The organism is Nocardioides caricicola (genome assembly GCF_039541135.1).
GTDB lineage: Bacteria > Actinomycetota > Actinomycetes > Propionibacteriales > Nocardioidaceae > Nocardioides > Nocardioides caricicola.
The window spans coordinates 426,468-447,223 of record NZ_BAABFQ010000006.1 but is presented as its reverse complement, the minus strand read 5'-3'; the positions used below and the strand labels follow the sequence as shown (position 1 = coordinate 447,223).

Below are 20,756 nucleotides of genomic sequence, written 5' to 3'. Positions count from 1 at the left end.
GTCAGGTAGCCAGCCACTCCCGGACACGGTCGAACGTCTGAGGTCCGTTGTCGTCGGTCACGCCAGCGGCCAGGTCCGCGATCGTGACCGAACGCAACGACGACCGCCAGGCCTGCTCGGCCGCCTGCATGACGCGGTTGACCCCGCACGGTCGCTTGCAGGCCTGCGGGCTGGGCGGGAACGGCCCGTTCATCCGGATCTCGGTGCAGCGGAACGCGGGCTCGGTCCCCTCGATCGCCAAGATCACGTCGAGCACCGTGATGTCCTCTGCTGCTCGCGTCAGCAGGTAGCCGCCCACCCGCCCCTCGGTCGAGGTGACCAGCCCGGCCCGGGAGAGCTGCTGCAGGTGCTTGGCGAGGTAGGTGCGCGAGATGCCGTGGTACTCCGCGAGCCGCTGGGTCGGCACCGGTCCCTCGGCCTGGCTGAGCACGACGCAGCAGTGCACGGCCCACTCGACACCACCGGACATCTTCATATCACCCATCGTACGCGAATACGTGGATGACAAGTGTCCGCGTTCGTGATCTAATCGTGGATAGTTCTTATCCACGTTTACGACAGAGGAGCACACCATGAAGATCGCCATCGCCGGCGCCACCGGCCGGATCGGCTCGCAGCTCGCTTCGCTCGCCCGCGCCCAGGGTCACGAGGTCGTCGAGATCGCCCGGGAGACCGGCTTCGACCTGCTCGCGCCGGGCGGCGTCGGCGACGCGCTGGTCGGCGTCGACACCGTGGTCGACGTGACCGCAGGTCCACTCGAGACCGCGGGCGAGTTCTTCCCCACCGTCGCCCGCAACCTCGGCACCGCCGCCGCGGAGGCCGGCGTACGCCGCACGGTCGTGCTGTCGATCGTGGGCGTCGACAAGAGCCCCGACTACGACTACTACGTCGCGAAGCTCGCGCAGGAGAACGTCTACCGCGAGGTCGCGCCGGGGGTGGTCGTGCTGCGCGCGACGCAGTTCCACGACTTCGCGAGCCAGATGCTGGAGTGGAACACCCAGGACGGCGTCGCGCACATCATCGACGTGCCGACCCAGCCGGTCGACACCCGCGAGATCGTCTCGCTGCTGCTGACCCTCGCCACCAGCGACAGCGCAGGCGACGTCGACCTCGGCGGGCCGAAGGTGGAGAACCTGGTCGAGCAGGTCCGCCGCCTCGTCGAGATCTCCGGGTCGGACGTGAAGGTCGAGGCCGCCGAGGCGCCCGCCAGCCTGGCGGCCGGTGCGATGGTCCCCGGCCCGGGCGCGCTGCTGCGCGGTCCGAGCTGGGAGGAGTGGCTCGCTACCCGCTGACGGTCACCGTGATGGTGTCGCCCGGGCTCACGACCGAGCCGACCGCCGGGTCGGTCGCGAGCACGAAGCCCTTGCCGACCTTGCGGTCCTCGACGACGACCTCGGCAGCCAGCCCGAGCTCCTGGAGCTGCGCGAGGTAGGCGTCCCGCTCGAGGAGGGCGTAGCCGGGCACGGTGGTGTGGCCCTGGAGGATCGTGATGCCGTCCAGCAGTCGTTCGACGGTCGCGTCGGCGTCGGCCGACGAGGACTCGGCGGTGAACAGGGCGCGCAGGCCGGGAATGAACACCGACGCCCTGGACTGCTTCACCGGCGACCGCAGCGCGGGCTGCCCATCGAGCTCGAACGTCGACCAGGTCTCCGCGCCGGGCGGCATGATCCGGCTGGCCGCGATCTCGACGCTTTCGACGCTCGCCGGTCGCGGGATCAGAGCCATGCAGATGACGCCCTGGTCGATCACCACCGTGTCGCTCATCGGGGTGCCGCACTCGGTGTCGTTGGTGCCCCAGTCCTCGGGGACCGCGATGACCGCGTTGCCGATGCCGACGTACCGGTACCCGGCCGGCGGCGCGTCGGTGGCGACAGGCGGGTCGGACGCGACCGGCGGCTTCGGGTCCGGGGTGCTGTCGAACGCGTCCAGCGCGACGACGCCCGCGGTGACCACGACGACCGCGGCCGCGGCGCCGAGGACCGTCATCCGGCTGCGACGGCGGCGCACGGCCGCGCGCATGGCGTCGATCGGGGGCGCGCCGACGGGGAGGTCAGCGACCCGCTCCTCCAGCAGGGTATTCAGGTCGTCCACGGGATCTCCTGTGGGTTGAGGTTCGAGTCGGCGCCGAGGGCGGTGAGGGCACGGGAGAGCCGGCTCTTCACGGTGCCGGGTGCGACGCCGAGGACGGACGCCATCTGCACCTCGGTGAGGTCGAGGTAGTAGCGCAGGACGACCGCGATCCGCTGGTCGCGCCCGAGCGCGGCGAGCGCCCGGTCGAGGCCGACGGCGTCCACGGTGGCCGTGGCCACGTCGGCCAGCGCGGTGTCGGGCAGCTGCTCGGTCGGCACCTCCCGGCGCCACATCCGGCGGCGCTGGTCGATGAAGGTGTTGACGAGGATCCGGTGCACGTACGCGTCGCGGTCGTCGGCGCGCTGCACCTTCGACCACTTCACGAGGCAGCGGGTCAGCGCCGTCTGCACGACGTCCTCCGCCTCGTGCGGCGTGCACCCGAGCAGCACCGCCGCGCGCACCAGTCGTGACCAGCGCGCGGCGACGTACTCACCGAACTCGTCGTCCCTCATCCGACCTCCTCACCCGTACGACGGGCCGGGTCGTGCAGGAGGTTCCGATGTTCTTTCGGGCTGATGCCGTACGCCCGCTTGAACGCGGTGCTGAGCGCGAACGGCGTGGAGTAGCCGACCTGGCGCGCGACCGCCGACAGCGTGGCGCCGGGCTCGCGGAGCAGGTCGGCGGCCAGCGCCAGCCGCCAGCCGGTCAGGAACGTCATCGGCGGCTCGCCCACGACGTCGGTGAACCGGCGCGCGAACGCCGCCCGCGAGACGCCACCGGCGGCCGCCAGCTCGGCGACCGTCCACGGGTGCTCGGGGTGGTGCTGGAGCAGCCGGAGCGCGGGGCCGACGACCGGGTCGGACTGGCCGAGGTACCACGCCGGCGGGTCTGCCTCGGGCCGGGCGAACCAGGCGCGCAGCACCGCGATCAGCAGCAAGTCGAGGAGCCGGTCGAGCACCGCCTCCTGGCCGGGCGCGTCCTTGCCGATCTCGTCGGCGAGCAGCGGCACGAGCGGCGAGCCGAGCTCGTCCTGGGTGAGCACGACGAAGCGCGGCAGCGCGCGCAGCAGCCGGCGGCTGACCTCGCCCTCCATGCCGTAGGCGCCGACCAGCATCAGGGTCTCGCCGACCGCGCTGTTGCCCCAGCTGCGGACCCCCTGGTGCATCTCCTCAGCGAGCGGGTGGCCGTCGGGCGTGGTGCAGACCTGTCCGGGGTGGATCACCGCCTGCGGCGGTGTCGTCCGCTCGTCGGCCACGGTCCAGTGGTCCGGTCCGAGCGAGACCACGACGTCACCGGCCCGGATGAGGAACGGCTCGCCCTCGTCGGGCACCGCCCACGCGTGGCCGCGCACCATCGCGGTGACGGTCAGCGGGGACTCGTCTCGGAGGTGGACCGACCAGGGCGGGTCCATCTGGCAGCGCAGCAGGAACGCGCCCCGGGCGCGGGGGCCGTCGAGCAGTCCGGCGAGTCCGTCCATCGCCCCAGGCTAGGGCTGGACGATCGCGTATGGAAGTGCGCTCTCGCGCGATGGATCGTCTCGCTCCGGGCCGGTGTGCTGGACCCATGAACGAGATCCTCGAGACGCTCCGGGCGCCCGTCCTGCTCGCCGCCACCGTCGCCACCGGCCTCCAGGCCGGCACCTACTACGCCTGGGCGTCCGGCGTGATGCCCGGCCTGGCCCGGGCCGACGACAAGACCTTCGTAACGACCATGAACCACGTGAACGTCGCGATCGTGAACCCGGTCTTCATGCTGACGTTCCTCGGCGCCCCGGCGCTCGCGGCGGCGGCCGTCGCGACCACGTCGGGATCGGCCCGGGGCTGGGCGGTCGCCGGGCTGGTGCTCGCGCTCGGCACCGTCGCCGTCACCGGCGCCGCCAACGTCCCGCTGAACGACGCGCTGGCGGCGGGCGGCTCTCGCGCCGACTTCGAGACCTCGTGGGTGCGCTGGAACGTCGTCCGGACGGTCACCTCGACGGGAGCGCTAGCCTGCCTGGCGTGGGCAGCGATCCGCTCCTAGGGCGGTTGGGGGCCGCGGACGTGGGGTACTCGATCCGGGTGCCCCGTCTGCTCGTGCTGCTCGCCCTGCTCGGCGGACTCCTCTCGATCGGGGCGCCGGCGGCGGCCGACGAGGACGCCGCGCCGCGCGTGGTGCGGGTCGGGACCGAGGGTGTGTACCCGCCGTTCTCTTACCGCGACCCGGAGACCAACGAGCTCACCGGCTTCGACGTCGAGGTGATGGAGGCGGTCGGCGAGGAGGCCGGGTGGGACGTCCAGTTCGTCGAGGCGCCGTTCGACTCGCTGTTCCCGGCGCTCGACTCGAACCGCATCGACGTCATCGCCAACCAGGTGACGGTCACCGGCGAGCGCGAGGCGCGCTACCTGTTCAGCACGCCGTACACCTACTCGAACGGCGTCATCGTCACCGCGAAGGACACCGACGACATCACGTCCCTCGACGACCTGGAGGGGCGGACGACGGCGCAGACGGCCAGCAGCAACTGGGCACAGGTCGCGAAGGACGCCGGCGCGGACGTGCAGTACGTCCAGGACTTCGCACCCGGGGTCGAGCTGGTGGTCCAGGGACGCGTCGATGCGATCGTCAACGACAAGATCGCGGTGCTCGACTACCTCGCGACGTCCGGCAACGACCAGGTGAAGATCGCCGGCAACGCCGGGGACGAGGTGCTCGAGCAGGCGCTGACCTTCCGGCAGGGCGACCGGGAGCTGCAGCAGGAGGCCGACGACGCGATCGCCGCGCTCACCGAGGACGGCACGCTGGCCGAGATCTCCGAGGAGTACTTCGGCGCCGACGTCACCGTCGAGGGAGGTTCGACGGACGTCGACGTCGAGGCGTCCGACTCACGCACGACCTGGGAGGTCGTCAAGGACACCGCGTGGCCGATGTTCGTCGGCCTGGTCAAGGGCAACATCCCGCTGACGATCGTCAGCTTCGCCATCGGCATGGTGCTGGCGGTGGGCGCGGCGCTCGCCCGCCTGTCGTCGATCCGGGTGCTCGACTGGATCGCACGCACCTACATCTCGATCATCCGCGGGACGCCGCTGATCGTGCAGCTGTTCATCGTCTTCTTCGCGCTGCCGGAGATCGGGATCGACCTCGAGCCCTTCGTCGCCGCGACCGTGGCCCTGAGCCTCAACGTCGGCGGCTACGCCGCCGAGGTGGTGCGCGGCTCGATCCTCTCCGTGCCCCGGGGTCAGTTCGAGGCGGCGACCGTGATCGGCATGGACTACTGGCAGTCGATGCGGCGCATCGTGCTGCCCCAGGCGGCGCGCATCGCCGTGCCCCCGCTCGGCAACACCCTGCTCTCGCTGATCAAGGACACCGCGCTCGCGTCGCTCGTGCTGGTGCCCGAGCTCTTCCGGGAGGCGCAGGTGACCGCCGCGGCCACGACCGAGTACCTGCCGCTCTACGTGATGGCCGCCCTCTACTTCTGGGTGGTCTGCTACCTCGTCAGCCTGGCGCAGGGGCCCCTCGAACGACGACTGAGCAGGTACGCGACATGACCGACCTGATCGAGGTGCACGGGCTGACGAAGTCCTTCGGCGACCACCACGTCCTGAAGGGCGTGGACTTCCGCGCCGAGTCGGGCACGGTGACCGCGCTGCTCGGCCCCTCCGGCTCCGGCAAGACCACGGTGCTGCGCTCGATGAACGTCCTGGAGACCCCGGACGCCGGGGTGGTCCGGATCAGTGACGCCTCCATCGACTTCGCGACCCGGCCCGACAAGCGGGCGGTCAAGACGCTGCGCTCGAAGAGCGGGATGGTCTTCCAGGCGCACAACCTGTTCCCACACAAGACCGTCCTCGGCAACCTGATCGAGGGACCGGTGCAGGTGCAGGGGCGCTCGGTCGACGAGGCCGTCGCCGAGGCCCGATCGCTCCTCGAGCAGGTCGGGCTCCAAGGCCGCGAGGACGCCTACCCCTCCCAGCTCTCCGGTGGCCAGCAGCAGCGCGTCGGCATCGCCCGCGCCCTCGCGCTGCGCCCCGAGGTGCTGCTGCTCGACGAGCCGACCTCGGCCCTCGACCCCGAGCTCGTCGGCGAGGTGCTCGCCGTGATCCGCGACCTCGCCGCGGAGAACTGGACGCTCGTGATCGTCACCCACGAGGTCCGCTTCGCCCGCGACGTCGCCGACCAGGTGCTGTTCCTCGACGAGGGCGTCGTCGCCGAGCGGGGTGGCGCCGAGGTGCTCACCGATCCGCGCGAGGAGCGGACGCAGCGGTTCCTGGCGCGGGTTCTCGACGCGGGCTGAGGTCCGTCGCGCTCACCGCGGACGCCAGGACGGAAAGGCGTCCTGGGCGTCGTCGTCGGTCAACGGGGTGACCTCGAGCGTCTCGAGGTCGACGGTCGCCAGCTCCCCTGAGGCCGGGTCGCCATCGGCGCCGTAGACGAGAAGCCGGCCGTCCGGGGACCACGACGGAGGCCAGTGGTCGTTGCCGGGCGTGGTCGTCAGCCGGCGGACGTCGCTCCCGTCGGCGTCCATGACGTAGATCTCCTCGTTCCATTCCGCCGGCTCGTCCGCCGCGGGGTCACCGGCCGGTACGACGAAGGCGATCCGGCCCCCGTCCGGCGACCAGGTCGCCTCCGACGCAGACGCCATCCCGGGCGGAGTCACGTCCCGTGCGCCGGTGCCGTCCGGCTCACTGACCCAGAGACGCTGGACGTACCACGGCTTCCCGGGCACCGGTGCCGAGTAGAGCAGCCGACCGTCCGGCCCGATGTCGGGCCACGACGCCCCGGCGACGAGCTCACGTTCCTCGCCGCCGTCGAGACCGATCGCGAAGACGCCGTCGGGCCCGGCGTCGCAGCTGCCGCTGACGTAGACCAGCTCCTCGCCGTCCGGCGTCCAGGTCGGCTGGGACTCACATCGGTCGGGGGTGCTCGTCAGCTGCTCGGACTCACCGCCGTCGACGTCCAGGACGTACAGGTCCGTCGGGCTGTCCCAGGCCGCTCCGGAGACGTACGCCACCCGCTCGCCGTCGGGCGACCAAGTGGGCATGAGCTCCACCCCCTCGGCATCGGTGAGCCGGGCCGGGTCGGCGCCGTCGGCCCCGACGAGCCACAGGTCGGCGTGCTGCTGGTCGCTCGCGCTGGTGTACACGATCTCGTGCTCGGTCACGTCGGCGCCATCGCCTCCATCGCCACCGGCACAGGCGGCCAGCAGGAGCAGCAGCGCTGCCGGTCCGATCAGTCTCGACTCGAGATGCATCCCGAGATTGTCGCGCTGCGTCGCCCGGTTCGGCTCAGGCCTCGCCGGCCGCCTCACGAACAGCACGCTCCGCGACGGCGTACTCGTCGGTGCGGGCGTCGTACGACCAGAAGTCGTGCAGGATCGCGGCGGTCGCGCCGACGGCGGCGACGCAGGCGAGGCCGCCGGAGACGAAGGCGCCGCGGACCGACCAGAGGTCGGCGGTGACGCCGGCGCGGACCTGGCCGCCGAGCGGGCCGACGGAGTACGACAGCATCTCGATGCCGGCCAGGCGGCCGCGCATCGACTCGGGGATGGTCTGGCTCCAGACGGTGCCGCGGAAGATGCCGGAGATCATGTCGGCGGCGCCGGCGAACGCGAGGAACAGCCCCACCAGCCAGATCGACGGCATCAGGCCGGCGCAGGCGATCATCGCGCCGTAGACGGCGGCGGCGATGACGATCGCGCGACCGTGGTGGTGGACGCGCCGGGTCCAGCCGCTGAGCGCGGTCGCGACCATCGCGCCGACGACCTCGGCGGTGTAGAGCAGGCCGAGCAGCTCGGGGCGCTCGAAGACGTCCTCGACCAAGGCCGGGAACAGCACCACCGGCATCGCCATCAGCATCGCGGCGATGTCGACGAAGTAGGTGCCGAGCAGGTCGCGGCGCCGGAACGCGTAGACCATGCCCTCCTTGATGCCGGCCAGGCTGGGCGGGGTGGTCTCCTCGCGGTGCGGGTACGACCGCATCCGCACGTACAGCAGCGAGGCGATGATCAGGCCGACGACGTCGACGAGGAAGCACCAGCCGATGCCGACGTAGGCGACCAGCAGGCCACCGGCGGCCGGACCCAGGAACAGGCCGATCTGGATGCCGAAGCTGGACAGGGCGTTCGCCGCCGGCAGCTGGTCGTGCTTCACGGTGCGCGGGAGCAGCGCCTCACGCGACGGCCGCTGCAGCGCCGAGCAGGACGTGAGCGCCACGGCGACCACGAAGATCACCCAGACGTCCGGGTCGTCGCGGAACGCGTTGACCGCGAGCACCGCGGTGAAGACCGCCTGCCCGAGCCCGGTGTAGATCAGCAGCTTGCGCCGGTCGACGTGGTCGGCCAGCGCACCGCCGTACAACCCGAACACCAGGATCGGCGCGAGCTCGACCAGGCCGATCGCGCCGACCGCGAAGTTCGAGTCGGTGAGCGTGTAGATCTGGTACGGGATGGCGACGTAGCTGACCATCGCGCCGAAGTAGAAGACCGAGCCGGCGAGGAACAGCAGGCGGAAGTCCGGGGACGTGCGCAGGGGCGTGGTGTCCATGCGCAGCGCGCGGAGCCGTTCGATCACAAAGGAGGATGGTGGCAGGGCGAGGGGCCTCCGCGAAATCGAGTTCTACCGCGCGGTCACCCGGATCCGCGCACCGTGGCGCGGGACGCTCGTGATGTTGCGGACCTTGGGCTCGTCGGCGCCGGCCGCGGTGACGTCGTACGCCGCGAATACCTCGCGCAGCACGGCCACGCCCTCCATCTGGGCGAACCCGGCGCCGATGCAGCGGCGGACCCCGCCGCCGAAGGGGATCCACGTGCCCGTGGGCGGGTTGTGCCCGAGGAACCGCTCGGGTCGGAACGCCTCCGGGTCCTCGTGGTTGTCCTCACGGCTGTGGGCGATGATGATCGACGGCCCGACGGTGGTCCCGGCGGGCAGGTCGTAGCCGCCGATCGTGGCGGGCTTCATGAGCGTCCGCACCACCATCGGGATCACGGGGTGCAGCCGCATCGACTCCTTCATCACCGCGTCGAGGAAGTCGTCGTCGCCCTCCTCGGCGGCGCGCCGGCAGCGCGCCAGCAGCTCGGGGTCGCGGCCCGCCTCGTAGAGCGCCCACGCGAGCGCGGTCGCGGTGGTCTCGTGCCCGGCCAGCAGCAGGGTGACGAGCTGGTCGCGCAGCTCGGTGTCGTCGAGGGCGTCGGCCCCGTCCCCCTGGACGATCAGCCGGGAGAGCACGTCGGTGCGGTCGGCGAGGTCGGGGGCGGTACGGCGCTCGCGGATCTCGGCGTACATCAGTCGGTCCAGCTCGTGCTGGTTGTCGACGGTCTTCTTCCAGGGGCCGTACTTCTGCAACCGGGGGTAGCCCCAGCCGAGCAGGATCGCGGGGCTGATGTTCACGGTCTTGTTGACCCGCGGGCGCAGCTCGGCGAGGCGCTGCTCATCGGTGACGCCGAAGACCACGCGCAGGATCACCTCGAGCGTGAGCCGGTTCATCCGGTCGAGCGAGCGGAACTCCTCCCCGGGCCGCCAGGTCGCGACCTCGGCCCGCGCGACCTCGGTGACCAGCGCCTGGTACTCCCGCAGCGCGTGCCCGTTGAACGCCGGCATCAGCAGCTTGCGGGCCCGCTTGTGCTCGGTGGAGTCCTGCAGCAGCAGCGAGTGCTCGCCCATGATCGGGCCGAGGATGCCGTTCGCCTTGCCCGCGTGGAAGACCTCGGGGTCGCCCGCGAAGATCTCCTTCGCGTGCTCGGGACGGGTGAAGAACACCAGCGGCCGGCCACCCGGCGCGATGCGGACGGTGAAGACGTCGCCGTACGTGCGGTGCATGTAGGGGTGGAACCGGTGCCGGAAGCGCAGCAGGCCGGCGGTCTGGATCAGCACCGGCCACTTCGGTCCGTCGGGCAGACCCGTGGTGTCGACCGGCGGCAGCTTGCCCTGGTTGCCCGGGCTCATCCGCTTGAAGCGTTGCGCGGTCAGCTGGTCGACGTCGTCCAGGGTCGTCACGTCACCGACGCTACGCCTCCTATTGAAAACGCGTCAATAGCGCCCGATCCTGCTCGTCGTGACGTCAGCTCGGCGTGAGCACGCGGGTCAGGAACTGCACCTGGTGGCGTACGACGGCGTCGTGCCACTCGGCGCCGGCGTACACGTCGAAGTGGTCGCACGGGTAGTGCCGCACCTGCGCCCGGCCGGCGAACGCCGCCTTGGCGGCTGCCTGCGGCGGGGCGCTGCGGTCGAAGTCGGCGATCTGCACGAGCAGCGGCGCGCGCAGGTGCTTGGCCTGCTTGCCGGGCCGGTGGTTGCCGAGCTCGAGGCCGACGGCCGCGTCGATCTCGTTGCGCCACGAGGGGCCGGCGATCGCGAGGTAGGACTCGAGGCAGCCCTCGAGGGTGAGCGCGCCGAGCTCGCCGGGGCGGGCGACGACCGGCATCATCCGGGTCTTCCCGACCTTGGACGCGATGCCCAGCGCGGTCGACCTCGCCATCGCGGACGGCTTGTGGTGCTGCAGGGCGTGGCGGCCCGCGGCCATGCCGTCGACGAGCGGCGTCACCGAGACCACGGCCGCGACGTCGTCGCGGTGCGCGCCCGCGGCGAGCACGTGGCCGCCGGCGAGGGAGACGCCCCAGAGCACGAGGCGCTGCGGGTCGACGCCGGGCAGCCGGGCCGCGGCCGTCATCGCGGCGCGGTAGTCGTCGACCTGGTCGGCCAGCGACACGGTCTGCCGCGGCGTGCCACCGCTGAGGCCGAAGCCGCGGTAGTCGAACGCGAGCACGTCCAGGCCGGCCGCGGCCAGCGCCTCGGCGAACGGCTGCAGCCCGGAGTCCTTGGTGCCGGCCAGGCCATGGGCCATCACCACGACCGGGCGGCCGGCCTCGCTGGCGAGCGCGTCGCCCTCGCCGGTGAAGTGCCAGGCGTGGCACTCCGTGCCGCCGGAGGTGAAGGTGATGTCGCCATACTTCATTGCTTCAGCCTTCACGAGTCGCTCCCATAGATCGCGGTCAGCCAGATGTGCACCACCGCATCGACGTGCGGCGCCAGGTCGATCCCCTCCGGAGCGCGGACGATGCGCTCGAGGGTGCGGTCGTTGAGGTCGAGCAGGGCCCGCGCGATCGCGCGCGCGTCGACGCCGTCCGGCGCCACGCCGGCCGCGCGCTCCGCCTCGATCACGTCGGCGACCACGCCGACGAACGAGTCGAGGAAGGACGCGTACTGGTCGCGCACGGCGGTGCTCGCCGCGCGGGCGTCGAGCAGCGCCCGCCACAGGTGGGTGCGCTGGCCCCAGCCCGCCATGATCGTGCGGATCGAGGCCTCGATGCGGTCGTGCATCGAGCCGTCACCACCGAGGAGGTCGGCGGCGTCCCAGCTCTCGTCGTACATGTCGGTCATCAGCGCGCCGACGGCCGCGGCCTTGTTCTCGAAGTAGAAGTAGAACGCCGACCGGGTCACGCCCGCGCGCCGCGAGATGTCGGCGATGTTGATCTCGTCGAGCGAGTTGTCCCGCAGCTGGTGGTCGAGGGCGGCGAGCAGCGCCGTACGCCGCTCGTCGCCCTTCGTGGCGCCCCCGGCCATCAGGCCCGGCCCGCCAGCACCGGCGCGCCCTCGGCCAGCGCCCGGGCGCGACCGGTCGGGATCTCGCGGGTGCGCATGTCGTGCTCGTAGATGAAGTAGTCGAGCTGCTGGGTGTGCCGCGGCCGGTCCAGCACGTGGCCGGTGTAGAGCTGCTGGTCGGCCGCGATGACCCGCTCCATCTCGGCGACCGACGGCAGCCGGTAGTGGCCGGCGGCGTACGCCCCGACCAGGCGGGCCTGGGCCTCGACGAACGGGAACAGCGTCGGGGTCGCCTGGGCGAAGCCGACGAACACGAGGTCGTCGATGCCGGGCTTGAACATCCGCTTGTACAGGTCGATCCGGTTGTCCGGTGCGCTGATGAACTCGGGGTCGAAGAACGGGAACGTGATGTTGTAGCCGGTGGCGTAGACGATCACGTCGAAGTCCGAGCTGGTGCCGTCCTCGAAGTGCACGGTCTCGCCGTCGAGCCGGGACACGTTGCCCTTGGGCGTGATGTCACCCGAGCCGAGGCGGAGCGGCAGCTCGACCGACTGGGTCGGGTGTGCCTCGAAGAACTTGTGGTTGGGCTTCGGCAGGCCGTACAGCTCGGGGTTGGAGCCGGTCATGAACTGCATCTTCTGGATCATCCAGCGCTGCCACTTCAGCGGGATGTGCGGTGAGGTCACGAAGTACTTGTCGGCCGGGAGGCCGTAGGTGTACTTCGGCACGATCCAGGCGCTCGAGCGGGTCGAGAGCGTGACCTCGTTCTGCAGCGACTTCGACGAGAGCTCGACGGCGATGTCGGCGGCGCTGTTGCCGATGCCGACGATCAGGATCCGCTTGCCGGTGAAGTCCAGCGGGTCCTTCGGGTCGATGTAGTGGTGCGAGTGGATCGAGACGCCGGTGAACTCGCCCGGGAAGTCCGCGAACCGCGGGTCCCAGTGGTGTCCGTTGCCGACCACCAGCAGGTCGAACCGGCGGGTGTCGCCGGCCTGGTCGAGGATCTCCCAGCCACCACCTGGAAGCCGCTCGGCGTGCACGACGCCGTTCTGGAACTCGATGTTCTCCCGCAGCCCGAACGCCTCGGCGTACCCGTCGAGGTAGGCCTTGATCTGGGTGTGGTGCGGGAAGTCGGGGTACTCCTCGGGCATCGGGTAGTCGCGGAACGACAGCCGGTGCTTGGAGGTGTCGATGTGCAGCGACCGGTAGGCACTGCTGTGCCCGTTCGGGTTGCCGAACGCCCAGTTGCCGCCGATCCGGTCGGAGGACTCGAACGTGGTGTACGGGATGCCGTAGTCGCTGAGCATCTTGCTGGACGTGAGTCCGCTGATGCCCGCCCCGATGACGGCGGTGGTCGGCTTCGACACCCGATCCTCCTGTTTCTGTAACTTGTTCTATTTCGGGACCGTAGGCCCTAAGTTGACACGCGTCAACTAGATCCTTGGGAGGTTTCGGATGGGTGAGCCAGTAGCGGTCGTGGTCGGCGGGGCATCGGGGATCGGCGCCGCGATCGCGACGGCGTTCGAGAACGACGGCTGGCGGGTGGTCGTGGCCGACCTGCCGGCGACCGACGTGACCGACGAGGACTCGGTCGCGGCGCTCCTCGACGGGGTCCTCGCCTCGCACGGGCGGCTGGACTGCGTGGTGAACAGCGCCGGGGTCTCGACGCTCGGCCAGATCACCGAGCTCGCCGTGGACGAGTGGCGCCGCGTGGTCGACGTCTGCCTCACCGGCGCGTTCATCGTGATGAAGCACGCCGGCCAGCGACTGTCGGCGGGTGGCTCGATCATCTCGCTGTCGTCGCTGAACGGGCGGCAGCCGGGCGGCGGGCTGGCGCCGTACTGCGCCTCAAAGGCGGGCCTCTCGATGCTCACCGAGGTCGGCGCGCTCGAGCTCGGCCCGCGGGGCATCCGCGTGAACGCGATCGCGCCCGGGCTGGTGGTCACGCCGCTGACGCAGCCCGCGATGGAGATCCCCGGCATCGAGGCCGACTATCTCGAGAACACGCCCCTCGGCCGCTCGGGCACTCCCGAGGAGATCGCGGAGGCCGCGGTGTACCTGGCCAAGGCGCAGTGGGTGACCGGCGAGGTGCTCGACATCAACGGCGGGGCGCACCTGATGCGCTACCCCGACCTGCACAAGCACGTGCTGGCGGCGTTCGGCTGACCATCCCCCGGCGCCTCTAGGCTCGTTCCATGGCTCTCCTCCACGACGCGACCATCGTCCCCAGCAAGCTCGAGCTGATCGAGGCGTGGCTGCCGAGCCAGCCGTGGGCGGAGGCGCTGCCCGCGCTGGAGCGGGTCGGGGGCTTCCGGCTCGACGACCCCGACGGCGAGGTCGGGATGGAGGGGATCCTGCTGCGCAGCGCGGACGGCGCGGTGACGGTCCACGTCCCGCTGACCTACCGTGGCGCGCCACTCGAGGGCGCCGAGGACGCGCTGGTCGGCACGATGGAGCACGAGGTCCTCGGCACCCGGTGGGTGTACGACGCCGCCGCGGACCCGGTCTTCGTCGCCGAGCTGACGCGCACGATCACCGAGGCCGGCACCGAGGCGGAGGAGTACTTCGAGGTCGACGGCGCGAAGGTCACCCGGGCGCCGTCGGTGACCGTCGCCGGCAGTGGCGGCGAGCCGGGCGAGCTGGTGGTCGTGCACGTCGTGGGCGCCGCCGTACCCACCGGCCCGACGCTGACCGGCCGCTGGGACGGCGGCGAGGGCGTGCTGGCCTACCTGGCGGGCTGATCGACCGTCGAGAGACGCCAAACGGCCCCGAGATCGCCCTCACAGGGGCCGTTTCGCGTCTCTCGACGGTCCTCGGCGCAGCCGAGCCACCGACCCCGCTACTGCTCGACCGTACGGCGCTCGCCGTCGTCGGTGTACTCGACCTGGGCGAAGTTCACGGTCCGGCGGGCGTTGGCCAGGGCGGCGACGATCACGGTGCCGAGCGGACCCTCGCGGTCGAACATCGTGGCGGTGCCGACCGCGATGCCGTCGCGCTCGACGCGGTCGGTCGCCTCCAGGCCGATCTCGACGCCGACGGGCTCGCGGGCGAGGGTCATCGCGATGTCGGTGTTGATGTACTCGACGCCGTTCGCGCCCCAGTTGGTGACCATGCTGCCGCCGTCCGCGGCGGCAGCGGCCGCCTGGAAACCGGTGAACGGCTCGTCGGCCACGACCGGGATGCCGCTGTTCCACGACGCCTTGCGGTCGGCGTTCTGGTGCTCGGTGAAGTTCTGCGACCAGCCGACCTCGGAGCGGAAGAACGGCACCCGTGGCTGGTCGGTCGGCGGCGCGACGTCCAGGGGCGGCGGCTCGGGGTGCTCCAGGGGCGTCCAGACCTCACCCGGCGCGGACTCGGTCGGCTTGAGGAACGTCGCGGACGCGCGCGCCACGCGACGGCCCTCCTGCGTCATCGTCACGTCGACCAGGCAGATCCGCGAGCCCTCGCGCACGACCTCGGTCGCGAACGAGCACGGGATCATTCGGGCCGGCTTGAACAGGTCGACCGTCCACCGCGCCGGGCGCAGGTCGGTCCGCCCGGCGGTCGCCAGGCACGCCTCGGCGGCCCGGGCGAGCGCGCCGCTGAGGGCGACGCCGTGCATCTGGTCGTCGCTCCACATGCTGCACGCGAGCGGGGTGGGGACCAGGGTGTCGCCCTGGTGGGTGAAGAACGCGATGTCGTCGGCCACGGCCGACATTCTCTACGAACGACCTACGAACGCCGGACGACCTTGACGATCTCGTGCCGCGGGATCGGGTTGTCCTTCGCCGCCTTGCAGGTGAGCCGGGACGCCGTCCGCGCGTCCTTGATGGTGCGGACGACGACGGCGTACGTGCCGCCGGCCACCGCGAACGACGCCGACGTGAAGTCGCCGTCGAGCACGCGCTCACGGAGCACGACGTCGTCGATCCGGGTCGCGCCGAGCTCGCGGCGCAGGTGGATCTCCGCCGCCTGGACCGCCATCGGCTGCGCCGCGCTGCCGCGCAGGTGGTCGAGGTCGAGCTCGCCGGCCAGGTGGGATCCGGCGACCGCGATCGCCGACGCCGGGTCGAGGCGCCCGTAGTAGAGCCCGTGCGGGAGCACGACCATGTTCGCCGCGAACCGGTCGCCGCCGATGTGCGAGACCTCCCAGGTCTCCTCGGGGTGCGCCCGGTCCAACGCCTGTGCGACCGGCCGGCCGCGCTCGGCGCAGCAGACGTCGTGGCGGCCGTTGGTGCACACGCAGAACACCGGGCGGTCGTACGGCGAGAGCCCGCTGCTGCCGCCCTCGCGGAGCGCGGCCAGGTCGAGGTCGAGCACCTCGCGCACGTCGGACAGCACCCCGCTCTCCACGCGCGGTCGCACGGGATCGGCGTGCGCCGCGAACACACGGGTGCCGACGCCGTCGGGCTTCGAGCTGAACCGGCGGACCAGCAGGATCTTGGCGCGGTGGGCCTTGGCCTGCTGGGTGAGCGCCGCGCCGAGACCCTCGGGCAGCCGGGCGTCGAGCAGCGCGTCGTTGCCCCACGGTCCGACGTGCTCGATGAGCAGCCAGGTCCGCACGTGGGTCGCGGTGCCGGCGAGCGACTCGTCCCGCAGCACGCTCTCGGCAGCACACCGGAAGGTCACACGATCTCCAGGAGCCCTTCGCGGACCAGCCTGCGGCACAGCACCACGTTGCTCTTCGCGTCGAGTGGCAGGTCCGCCGGCGTGAGCTCAGCGCGGGCACGGATGTCGTCGAGCGCCGGCCGGATCCACGCGGGCACGGTGATCGAGCGGTCCCCGAGCAGGACCTCCACCTGCTCGCCGCGGTCGAGAAGCACGCAGGGGTGCCCGGGGCGGCGGCGCAGGGACGTGGTCCCGGTGACCTCGGCGAGCACGTCGTGGAGGCCACCGGACAGCCGCGGCGGCCGCGAGGTCAGGAAGCGGCGGATCTCCGCCTCGACCGCCCCGCGGGTGTCGATGCGGCGTACGTCGTCGGCGAGCCGCTCCAGCCGGTCGGCCAGCTCGGCGGTGAGCGCAGCGGGGTCGTCGAGGAAGCCGGCCGGCAGGTGCTCGTCGGGCAGCAGCGGGACGACGGTCCGCTCGAGCAGGCCGCCCCACGTGAGCTGGTTGATGCCGAGCGTGACGTGCAGCGACACCGTCTCCTGCGCGCGAGCGGCGTGCGGGGTGCCGGTCGGGAGGTACATCGAGAGGCCGGGCTCGAGGAGCACCTCCTCGGGGCCGTCCTGGCCGTGCACCTCCCACAGCTTCGACCCGGCGGTCTGGAACACGAACACGTCGTGGCTGTCCGAGTGCACGGCGAAGCCCTGCGACCCGGGCGGCGTGAGGTAGGCGTTGGCCTGGCAGGGGTGGCCGAGCTCGAGCTCGAGCTCGGCGACGAGGCGGGTCAGCGGCGGCCAGTAGCGCTGGAGGCCCTGGAACACGACGGTCGCACCGTCGGCGAACAGCTCGAGCGCCTTGCGCGCGTCGACGAGGCCGGTGAGCGGCTTGTTCGCGAGCGTCGCGCTGCGGGTGTACGTCGACTCCGGCAGCACCGCGCCGTCCTTGGCCATCCGGATGGCCGGCGTACGGATCGCCGTGGACGTCAGCAGGTGGTCGGCGTCGTCGAGCGACAGCAGGCCGACCAGGGCGTCCGGGGCCGTCCGGTGCAGGTGCACACGGGACGCCCAGACCTTGCCGAGGAAGGTCTGGGCGTCACCGCTGAGCAGGTCGAGTGCGCTCACTCAGCCGTCGGTGCCGTCGCTGTCGCTGCCGTCACCGTCGGTGGAGTCACCGTCCGTGCCGTCGCTGTCGTGGCTGTCGCCGTCGGTGCCGTCACCGTCGGTGCCGTCGGCGTCGCCTCCGGTGACCGGGTCACCCGCAGGCGGGGTGGTGGTCATGTCGTCGTCGTTGAGCTCGTCGGTCATGCGTCCTCCAAGAGTCGAGGTACTGGGTGTGTCGAATCATGTACCCATCGACCAACTGCGTATACCGCGGTCTCAGCCGATGAGGCCGCGCCGCCGGGCGATCGCGGCCGCCTCGGTCCGGCCGGCCGCGTCGAGCTTGCCGAGGATGTTCGAGACGTGCACGGAGACGGTCTTGGTGCTGATGAACAGCAGCTTGGCGATCTCGCCGTTGCTGCGGCCCTCGGCCACCAGCGCGAGGATCTCGCTCTCGCGCGGCGTGAGCGTGTCGGAGCCGTGCTCCTCGCGGACCGGCGTGGTGCCGAGCGCCCGGAGCTCGTCGAGCAGCGGCTGCGCGCCGAGCCGGTGCGCGACCTCCCGCGCCTGGTCAGCGAGCTCGCGCGCGCCGGCCAGGTCGCCGGACGCCCGCAGGATCCCGGCCAGCGTGGCCCGGACCCGGGCCAGCTCGTAGACGTGCCCGAAGTCCTCGTACAGCGCGACGGCGTCGCGCCAGGTGTCGACCAGCGCGTCGAGCGGCGGCGCGTCGACGCCCGCGAGCCAGCGGGCGCGCAGCGTCTCGGCGTCCAGGCGCTTCATCCAGGCCCGGCCCTCCGGGCCCCAGTGGCCGGACGGGTCGGAGTACCGGTCGAGCACGACGTGCCCGTCGGCGTGGATCCGGTCGACCCGCGCGACGTACGACGCGCGCTCGGCCGCGGACAGGCTGGGCATCGCCTGGGCGACCGCGCCGATGGTGACCGCCCCGAGCCGGATCCGGGCGCTGAACCACTCGTGCCAGATCGTGCTGAGCACGGCGACGACCTCGTCGTACACCTCGATCGCCGCGGCGGCGTCGCCGCGCCGGCCGGCGGCGTCCATCTCGATCGAGGCGGCGTTGATCGCGACACCACCCTCCCGGGCCCAGAACTTCCGCAGCGAGCGGGCGTCGACGTCGAGGCCGCGCGCCTGCTGCACGCGGAAGCGGAGCGAGCACAGCAGCGCCCGCGGGATCGGCGGCGGGTTGCCGGCGAGGTCGTCGGTGAGGACCAGCATCTCGTCCCACCGGCCCTGGACCTCGTAGACCCAGGCCAGCTGCCAGCGCGCCTCGAAGCCGTACGGCGCGAACGGCTGGCCGGCGCGCACCGCGCGGTCGATCGCGCTGCGGAACCACCGCTCGGTCTCGTCGAACTCGGCGAAGTCCTCGTACGAGCGGCCGAGCAGGTAGCGCGCCCGCAGCTCGGAGCCGAGCGCGCCCGACTCCTCGGCGCGGACGACGGCGTCCGCCAGCGCGGCGCGCAGTCCTTCCTTCGGACCGGACTTCTTGAGACCGCTGAGGGTGGTGATCACCTCGGAGGCGAGCTCGTGCAGGTCGAGCCGCTCCGCGAGGGTGAGGGCGTCCATGCCGACGATCTGCGCCTCGTCGTAGTGGCCCATCGCCGCGAGCACCCGCGCGTGGTCGGCGAGCACGCGGGTCCGCAGCCCGCTGTCGCCGTCGGGAACCAGCGCCAGCGCCTCGGTCGAGAGCTGCACCGGGTCGTCGAGGATCTCGGTGTTCATGATCATGATCGCCTGGGTGGACATCATCCGGGCCCGCCACGCGCTCGGGGCGTTCACGGGCAGCCGCTCGATCTGCTCGGCGAGCACCTTGACCGAGCGCTCGGGGTCCCCGCTGGCCGACAGCGCCTCCGCCGCGCTGACGACGAGCTTGGACAGGTCGAGGTCGACCTGGGCGCAGCGGCGCGGGTCGGAGAGCAGTTCGAGGGCCTGCTGGTAGTGGTACGCCGCCTCGTCCGGGCCGCCGACGCGCATGGCCTCGTTGCCGGCCTGGATGCTCGCCGACAGGGCGGTGTCGAGGTCGTTGGCCAGGCGGGCGTGCCGGGCGAGCTCGGCGGCGGTGCCGCGCACCTCGCCGGCCTGGAGCGCCGCGACGTACTGCGTGTGCAGGCGGACCCGCTCCCCGGGCAGCAGGTCGTCGTACACCGCCTCGCCGAGGAGCGCGTGGCGGAAGGAGTAGGTGCCCGGGCTGGCGACCAGCACGTTCATCTCGACGGCCTTGCGCAGGCCCTCGTCGAGCGCGTCGAGGCCGAGGCCGGAGGCGCCGGCGAGCATCTCGTGGGAGACCTTGCGACCGGCGACGCTCGCCGCGCGGACCACCTGCCGCGCGGTGTCGTCGAGCCGGTCGAGACGCACCAGGAGCACGTCGGCGAGGTCCGCCGGGACCCAGCTGCCCGGCCCGGAGGCGGCGCTGGTGAGCTCCTCGACGAAGAAGGCGTTGCCCTCCGCGCGGTCGACGATGTCGACGAGCTCCTTCTCGGCCAGCCCCTCGGGCACCAGCTCGGCGATGAGGGCGCGCACCGCGTCGTCGGGAAGGGGGGACAACGCGACGCGGTGCACGCCTCGGACTCGGGACCACTCGGCGACCTGACGGCGCAGCGGGTGGCGACGGTGGAGGTCGTCGGAGCGGTACGACACCACCAGGCCCACCGGGCCCTCGAAGCCGCGGGAGAAGAGGAAGCTGAGCATGTCGCGGGTCGACTGGTCGGCCCAGTGGGTGTCCTCGATGACGAGGAGCAGCGGGGCCTTGGCGGCCGCGGCCTCGAGGAGCGCGTGCACGGCCTCGAACAGGTCGGCGCGGTCCAGCGCCGCGGCGTCGTCGCCGCGCTCGGCCGACCCCATCACCCGGCGGCCCGGCTGCAGCCGGGCGAGCGCGGGGTGCTGCGCGGCGACCTCCTCGACGACCTGCGGGAGGTCGGCGCCGAGGCGACCCAGGACCTCGGAGAACGGGAGGTACGGCAGCGCGCTGTCGCCGAAGTCGAGACAGTGCCCGGCGCAGACCTGCCAGCCCTCGGTGAACGCGAGGTCGCGCAGCTCGACGAGCAGCCGCGTCTTGCCGACACCGGCGTCGCCGGAGAGCAGCACCACCCCGGGTCGCTCGGACGAACGAACGCCGAGCAGCGAAGCAATCTCCGTCAGCTCGGCGTCTCGCCCGATCAGGGTCCGGCTGGTGTGTGACGCCACGCCGCCCATGATCGCGTGTTCTGTTGTCGGTTGCTCCTGATTACCCTCCCGGATACCCCCGGGGACGAGCTTCAGAGTGCGCTCAGCCATCTCCGCGTGCCCGTCAGCGCACCTTCGTCCAGGTGAGTCCGTCGATGTCGGTGCCGCGGTTCAGGGCCCGGCGACGACGGCGGCCGGCCAGGTCGGACCGGATCCGGCTGGACCGGTAGTCGAGCTCGCTCTTCGCGAAGTCCCGAAGGATGATGCCGTTGTCCATGATGTGCTCCTCAGTGCTGTGGTGGTGAGGAAGAGATTC

At 71.9% G+C, this 20,756-nt stretch carries 22 protein-coding genes; 6 read left to right on the top strand and 16 right to left on the bottom strand.

Annotated features, from left to right (window positions below; all coding sequences use genetic code 11):
* Window position 1: 1 nt before the first annotated feature.
* Window positions 2-475, bottom strand: coding sequence for an RrF2 family transcriptional regulator (locus ABD875_RS13490; RefSeq protein ID WP_345177661.1), 474 nt, complete (start codon window positions 473-475; stop codon window positions 2-4).
* 97 nt (window positions 476-572) lie between these two features.
* Between ABD875_RS13490 and ABD875_RS13485 the strand changes: the two genes are divergently transcribed.
* Window positions 573-1,292 (top strand): SDR family oxidoreductase, encoded by a 720-nt coding sequence (locus ABD875_RS13485; protein WP_345177658.1) that lies wholly within the window; start codon window positions 573-575, stop codon window positions 1,290-1,292.
* On the opposite strand, the gene ABD875_RS13480 is transcribed toward ABD875_RS13485, so the two are convergent.
* Genes ABD875_RS13480 through ABD875_RS13470 form a run of 3 tightly spaced genes read right to left on the bottom strand, consistent with a single transcriptional unit; the run spans window position 1,282 to window position 3,547 of the window.
* Window positions 1,282-2,091 (bottom strand): PASTA domain-containing protein, encoded by an 810-nt coding sequence (locus tag ABD875_RS13480; RefSeq protein WP_345177654.1) that lies wholly within the window; start codon window positions 2,089-2,091, stop codon window positions 1,282-1,284. The two genes, ABD875_RS13485 and ABD875_RS13480, sit on opposite strands and share 11 nt — an antisense overlap.
* Window positions 2,079-2,582 carry a SigE family RNA polymerase sigma factor gene (locus tag ABD875_RS13475; protein ID WP_345177650.1) on the bottom strand — a complete coding sequence of 168 codons (504 nt, stop codon included), beginning with the start codon at window positions 2,580-2,582 and terminating at the stop codon, window positions 2,079-2,081. The genes ABD875_RS13480 and ABD875_RS13475 overlap by 13 nt, the downstream gene beginning before the upstream one ends.
* Window positions 2,579-3,547 (bottom strand): AraC family transcriptional regulator, encoded by a 969-nt coding sequence (locus ABD875_RS13470; RefSeq protein WP_345177647.1) that lies wholly within the window; start codon window positions 3,545-3,547, stop codon window positions 2,579-2,581. The genes ABD875_RS13475 and ABD875_RS13470 overlap by 4 nt, the downstream gene beginning before the upstream one ends.
* An 86-nt stretch (window positions 3,548-3,633) precedes the next feature.
* On the opposite strand from ABD875_RS13470, the gene ABD875_RS13465 reads away from it, so the two are divergent.
* Genes ABD875_RS13465 through ABD875_RS13455 form a run of 3 tightly spaced genes read left to right on the top strand, consistent with a single transcriptional unit; the run spans window position 3,634 to window position 6,340 of the window.
* Window positions 3,634-4,089, top strand: a complete 456-nt coding sequence (locus ABD875_RS13465; protein ID WP_345177644.1) for an anthrone oxygenase family protein — start codon at window positions 3,634-3,636, stop codon at window positions 4,087-4,089.
* Window positions 4,068-5,594: an ABC transporter substrate-binding protein/permease gene (locus ABD875_RS13460; protein WP_345177640.1), complete on the top strand. Its 1,527-nt coding sequence runs from the start codon at window positions 4,068-4,070 to the stop codon at window positions 5,592-5,594. Before ABD875_RS13465 ends, ABD875_RS13460 begins: the two co-directional genes overlap by 22 nt.
* Window positions 5,591-6,340 carry an amino acid ABC transporter ATP-binding protein gene (locus ABD875_RS13455; protein ID WP_345177636.1) on the top strand — a complete coding sequence of 250 codons (750 nt, stop codon included), beginning with the start codon at window positions 5,591-5,593 and terminating at the stop codon, window positions 6,338-6,340. The genes ABD875_RS13460 and ABD875_RS13455 overlap by 4 nt, the downstream gene beginning before the upstream one ends.
* Before the next feature lie 12 nt (window positions 6,341-6,352).
* On the opposite strand, the gene ABD875_RS13450 is transcribed toward ABD875_RS13455, so the two are convergent.
* The 6 genes from ABD875_RS13450 to ABD875_RS13425 form a co-directional block, all read right to left on the bottom strand.
* A complete protein-coding gene (locus tag ABD875_RS13450; RefSeq protein ID WP_345177634.1) occupies window positions 6,353-7,297 on the bottom strand; it encodes a hypothetical protein in 945 nt (314 codons plus the stop codon).
* A gap of 34 nt (window positions 7,298-7,331) precedes the next feature.
* A complete protein-coding gene (locus ABD875_RS13445) occupies window positions 7,332-8,615 on the bottom strand; it encodes an MFS transporter (protein ID WP_345177631.1) in 1,284 nt (427 codons plus the stop codon).
* Window positions 8,616-8,660: 45 nt separating this feature from the next.
* A complete protein-coding gene (locus tag ABD875_RS13440; protein ID WP_345177628.1) occupies window positions 8,661-10,037 on the bottom strand; it encodes a cytochrome P450 in 1,377 nt (458 codons plus the stop codon).
* A 64-nt stretch (window positions 10,038-10,101) separates the two neighbouring features.
* Window positions 10,102-10,995 (bottom strand): alpha/beta hydrolase, encoded by an 894-nt coding sequence (locus ABD875_RS13435; RefSeq protein WP_345177627.1) that lies wholly within the window; start codon window positions 10,993-10,995, stop codon window positions 10,102-10,104.
* 11 nt (window positions 10,996-11,006) lie between these two features.
* Complete coding sequence (locus ABD875_RS13430; RefSeq protein ID WP_345177624.1) at window positions 11,007-11,603, bottom strand: TetR/AcrR family transcriptional regulator; 597 nt, start codon at window positions 11,601-11,603, stop codon at window positions 11,007-11,009.
* Window positions 11,603-12,949: a flavin-containing monooxygenase gene (locus tag ABD875_RS13425; RefSeq protein ID WP_345177621.1), complete on the bottom strand. Its 1,347-nt coding sequence runs from the start codon at window positions 12,947-12,949 to the stop codon at window positions 11,603-11,605. The genes ABD875_RS13430 and ABD875_RS13425 overlap by 1 nt, the downstream gene beginning before the upstream one ends.
* Window positions 12,950-13,037: 88 nt before the next feature.
* On the opposite strand from ABD875_RS13425, the gene ABD875_RS13420 reads away from it, so the two are divergent.
* The gene (locus ABD875_RS13420; RefSeq protein ID WP_345177617.1) at window positions 13,038-13,748 is read left to right on the top strand and encodes an SDR family NAD(P)-dependent oxidoreductase; all 711 of its coding nucleotides are present in this window, start codon (window positions 13,038-13,040) and stop codon (window positions 13,746-13,748) included.
* Window positions 13,749-13,777: 29 nt separating this feature from the next.
* Complete coding sequence (locus ABD875_RS13415) at window positions 13,778-14,323, top strand: CG0192-related protein (protein WP_345177614.1); 546 nt, start codon at window positions 13,778-13,780, stop codon at window positions 14,321-14,323.
* A gap of 98 nt (window positions 14,324-14,421) precedes the next feature.
* Here ABD875_RS13415 and ABD875_RS13410 read toward each other — a convergent pair whose 3' ends face one another.
* The 6 genes from ABD875_RS13410 to ABD875_RS13385 all read right to left on the bottom strand — a co-directional run bounded on the left by ABD875_RS13410 (window position 14,422) and on the right by ABD875_RS13385 (window position 20,717).
* Complete coding sequence (locus ABD875_RS13410) at window positions 14,422-15,270, bottom strand: acyl-CoA thioesterase domain-containing protein (RefSeq protein WP_379187143.1); 849 nt, start codon at window positions 15,268-15,270, stop codon at window positions 14,422-14,424.
* Between the two features lie 23 nt (window positions 15,271-15,293).
* Window positions 15,294-16,190, bottom strand: coding sequence for a ferredoxin family protein (locus ABD875_RS13405; protein ID WP_345177607.1), 897 nt, complete (start codon window positions 16,188-16,190; stop codon window positions 15,294-15,296).
* Complete coding sequence (locus ABD875_RS13400; protein WP_345177604.1) at window positions 16,187-17,287, bottom strand: cupin domain-containing protein; 1,101 nt, start codon at window positions 17,285-17,287, stop codon at window positions 16,187-16,189. Before ABD875_RS13400 ends, ABD875_RS13405 begins: the two co-directional genes overlap by 4 nt.
* A complete protein-coding gene (locus ABD875_RS13395; RefSeq protein WP_345177601.1) occupies window positions 17,288-17,470 on the bottom strand; it encodes a hypothetical protein in 183 nt (60 codons plus the stop codon). It abuts the gene before it with no gap.
* A gap of 72 nt (window positions 17,471-17,542) precedes the next feature.
* On the bottom strand, window positions 17,543-20,461 hold the full coding sequence (locus ABD875_RS13390; RefSeq protein ID WP_345177598.1) for a helix-turn-helix transcriptional regulator: 2,919 nt from the start codon (window positions 20,459-20,461) through the stop codon (window positions 17,543-17,545).
* A 103-nt stretch (window positions 20,462-20,564) separates the two neighbouring features.
* Entirely contained in the window at window positions 20,565-20,717 is a 153-nt protein-coding gene (locus tag ABD875_RS13385; RefSeq protein ID WP_345177595.1) for a hypothetical protein, read from the bottom strand.
* Window positions 20,718-20,756 lie beyond the last annotated feature (39 nt).

Coding starts and splice junctions, on each gene's coding strand:
- ABD875_RS13490 (WP_345177661.1), bottom strand. CDS start 475: ATGAAGATGTCCGGTGGTGTCGAGTGGGCCGTGCACTGCTGCGTCGTG.
- ABD875_RS13485 (WP_345177658.1), top strand. CDS start 573: ATGAAGATCGCCATCGCCGGCGCCACCGGCCGGATCGGCTCGCAGCTC.
- ABD875_RS13475 (WP_345177650.1), bottom strand. CDS start 2,582: ATGAGGGACGACGAGTTCGGTGAGTACGTCGCCGCGCGCTGGTCACGA.
- ABD875_RS13470 (WP_345177647.1), bottom strand. CDS start 3,547: ATGGACGGACTCGCCGGACTGCTCGACGGCCCCCGCGCCCGGGGCGCG.
- ABD875_RS13465 (WP_345177644.1), top strand. CDS start 3,634: ATGAACGAGATCCTCGAGACGCTCCGGGCGCCCGTCCTGCTCGCCGCC.
- ABD875_RS13455 (WP_345177636.1), top strand. CDS start 5,591: ATGACCGACCTGATCGAGGTGCACGGGCTGACGAAGTCCTTCGGCGAC.
- ABD875_RS13450 (WP_345177634.1), bottom strand. CDS start 7,297: ATGCATCTCGAGTCGAGACTGATCGGACCGGCAGCGCTGCTGCTCCTG.
- ABD875_RS13435 (WP_345177627.1), bottom strand. CDS start 10,995: ATGAAGTATGGCGACATCACCTTCACCTCCGGCGGCACGGAGTGCCAC.
- ABD875_RS13430 (WP_345177624.1), bottom strand. CDS start 11,603: ATGGCCGGGGGCGCCACGAAGGGCGACGAGCGGCGTACGGCGCTGCTC.
- ABD875_RS13420 (WP_345177617.1), top strand. CDS start 13,038: ATGGGTGAGCCAGTAGCGGTCGTGGTCGGCGGGGCATCGGGGATCGGC.
- ABD875_RS13415 (WP_345177614.1), top strand. CDS start 13,778: ATGGCTCTCCTCCACGACGCGACCATCGTCCCCAGCAAGCTCGAGCTG.
- ABD875_RS13395 (WP_345177601.1), bottom strand. CDS start 17,470: ATGACCGACGAGCTCAACGACGACGACATGACCACCACCCCGCCTGCG.
- ABD875_RS13385 (WP_345177595.1), bottom strand. CDS start 20,717: ATGGACAACGGCATCATCCTTCGGGACTTCGCGAAGAGCGAGCTCGAC.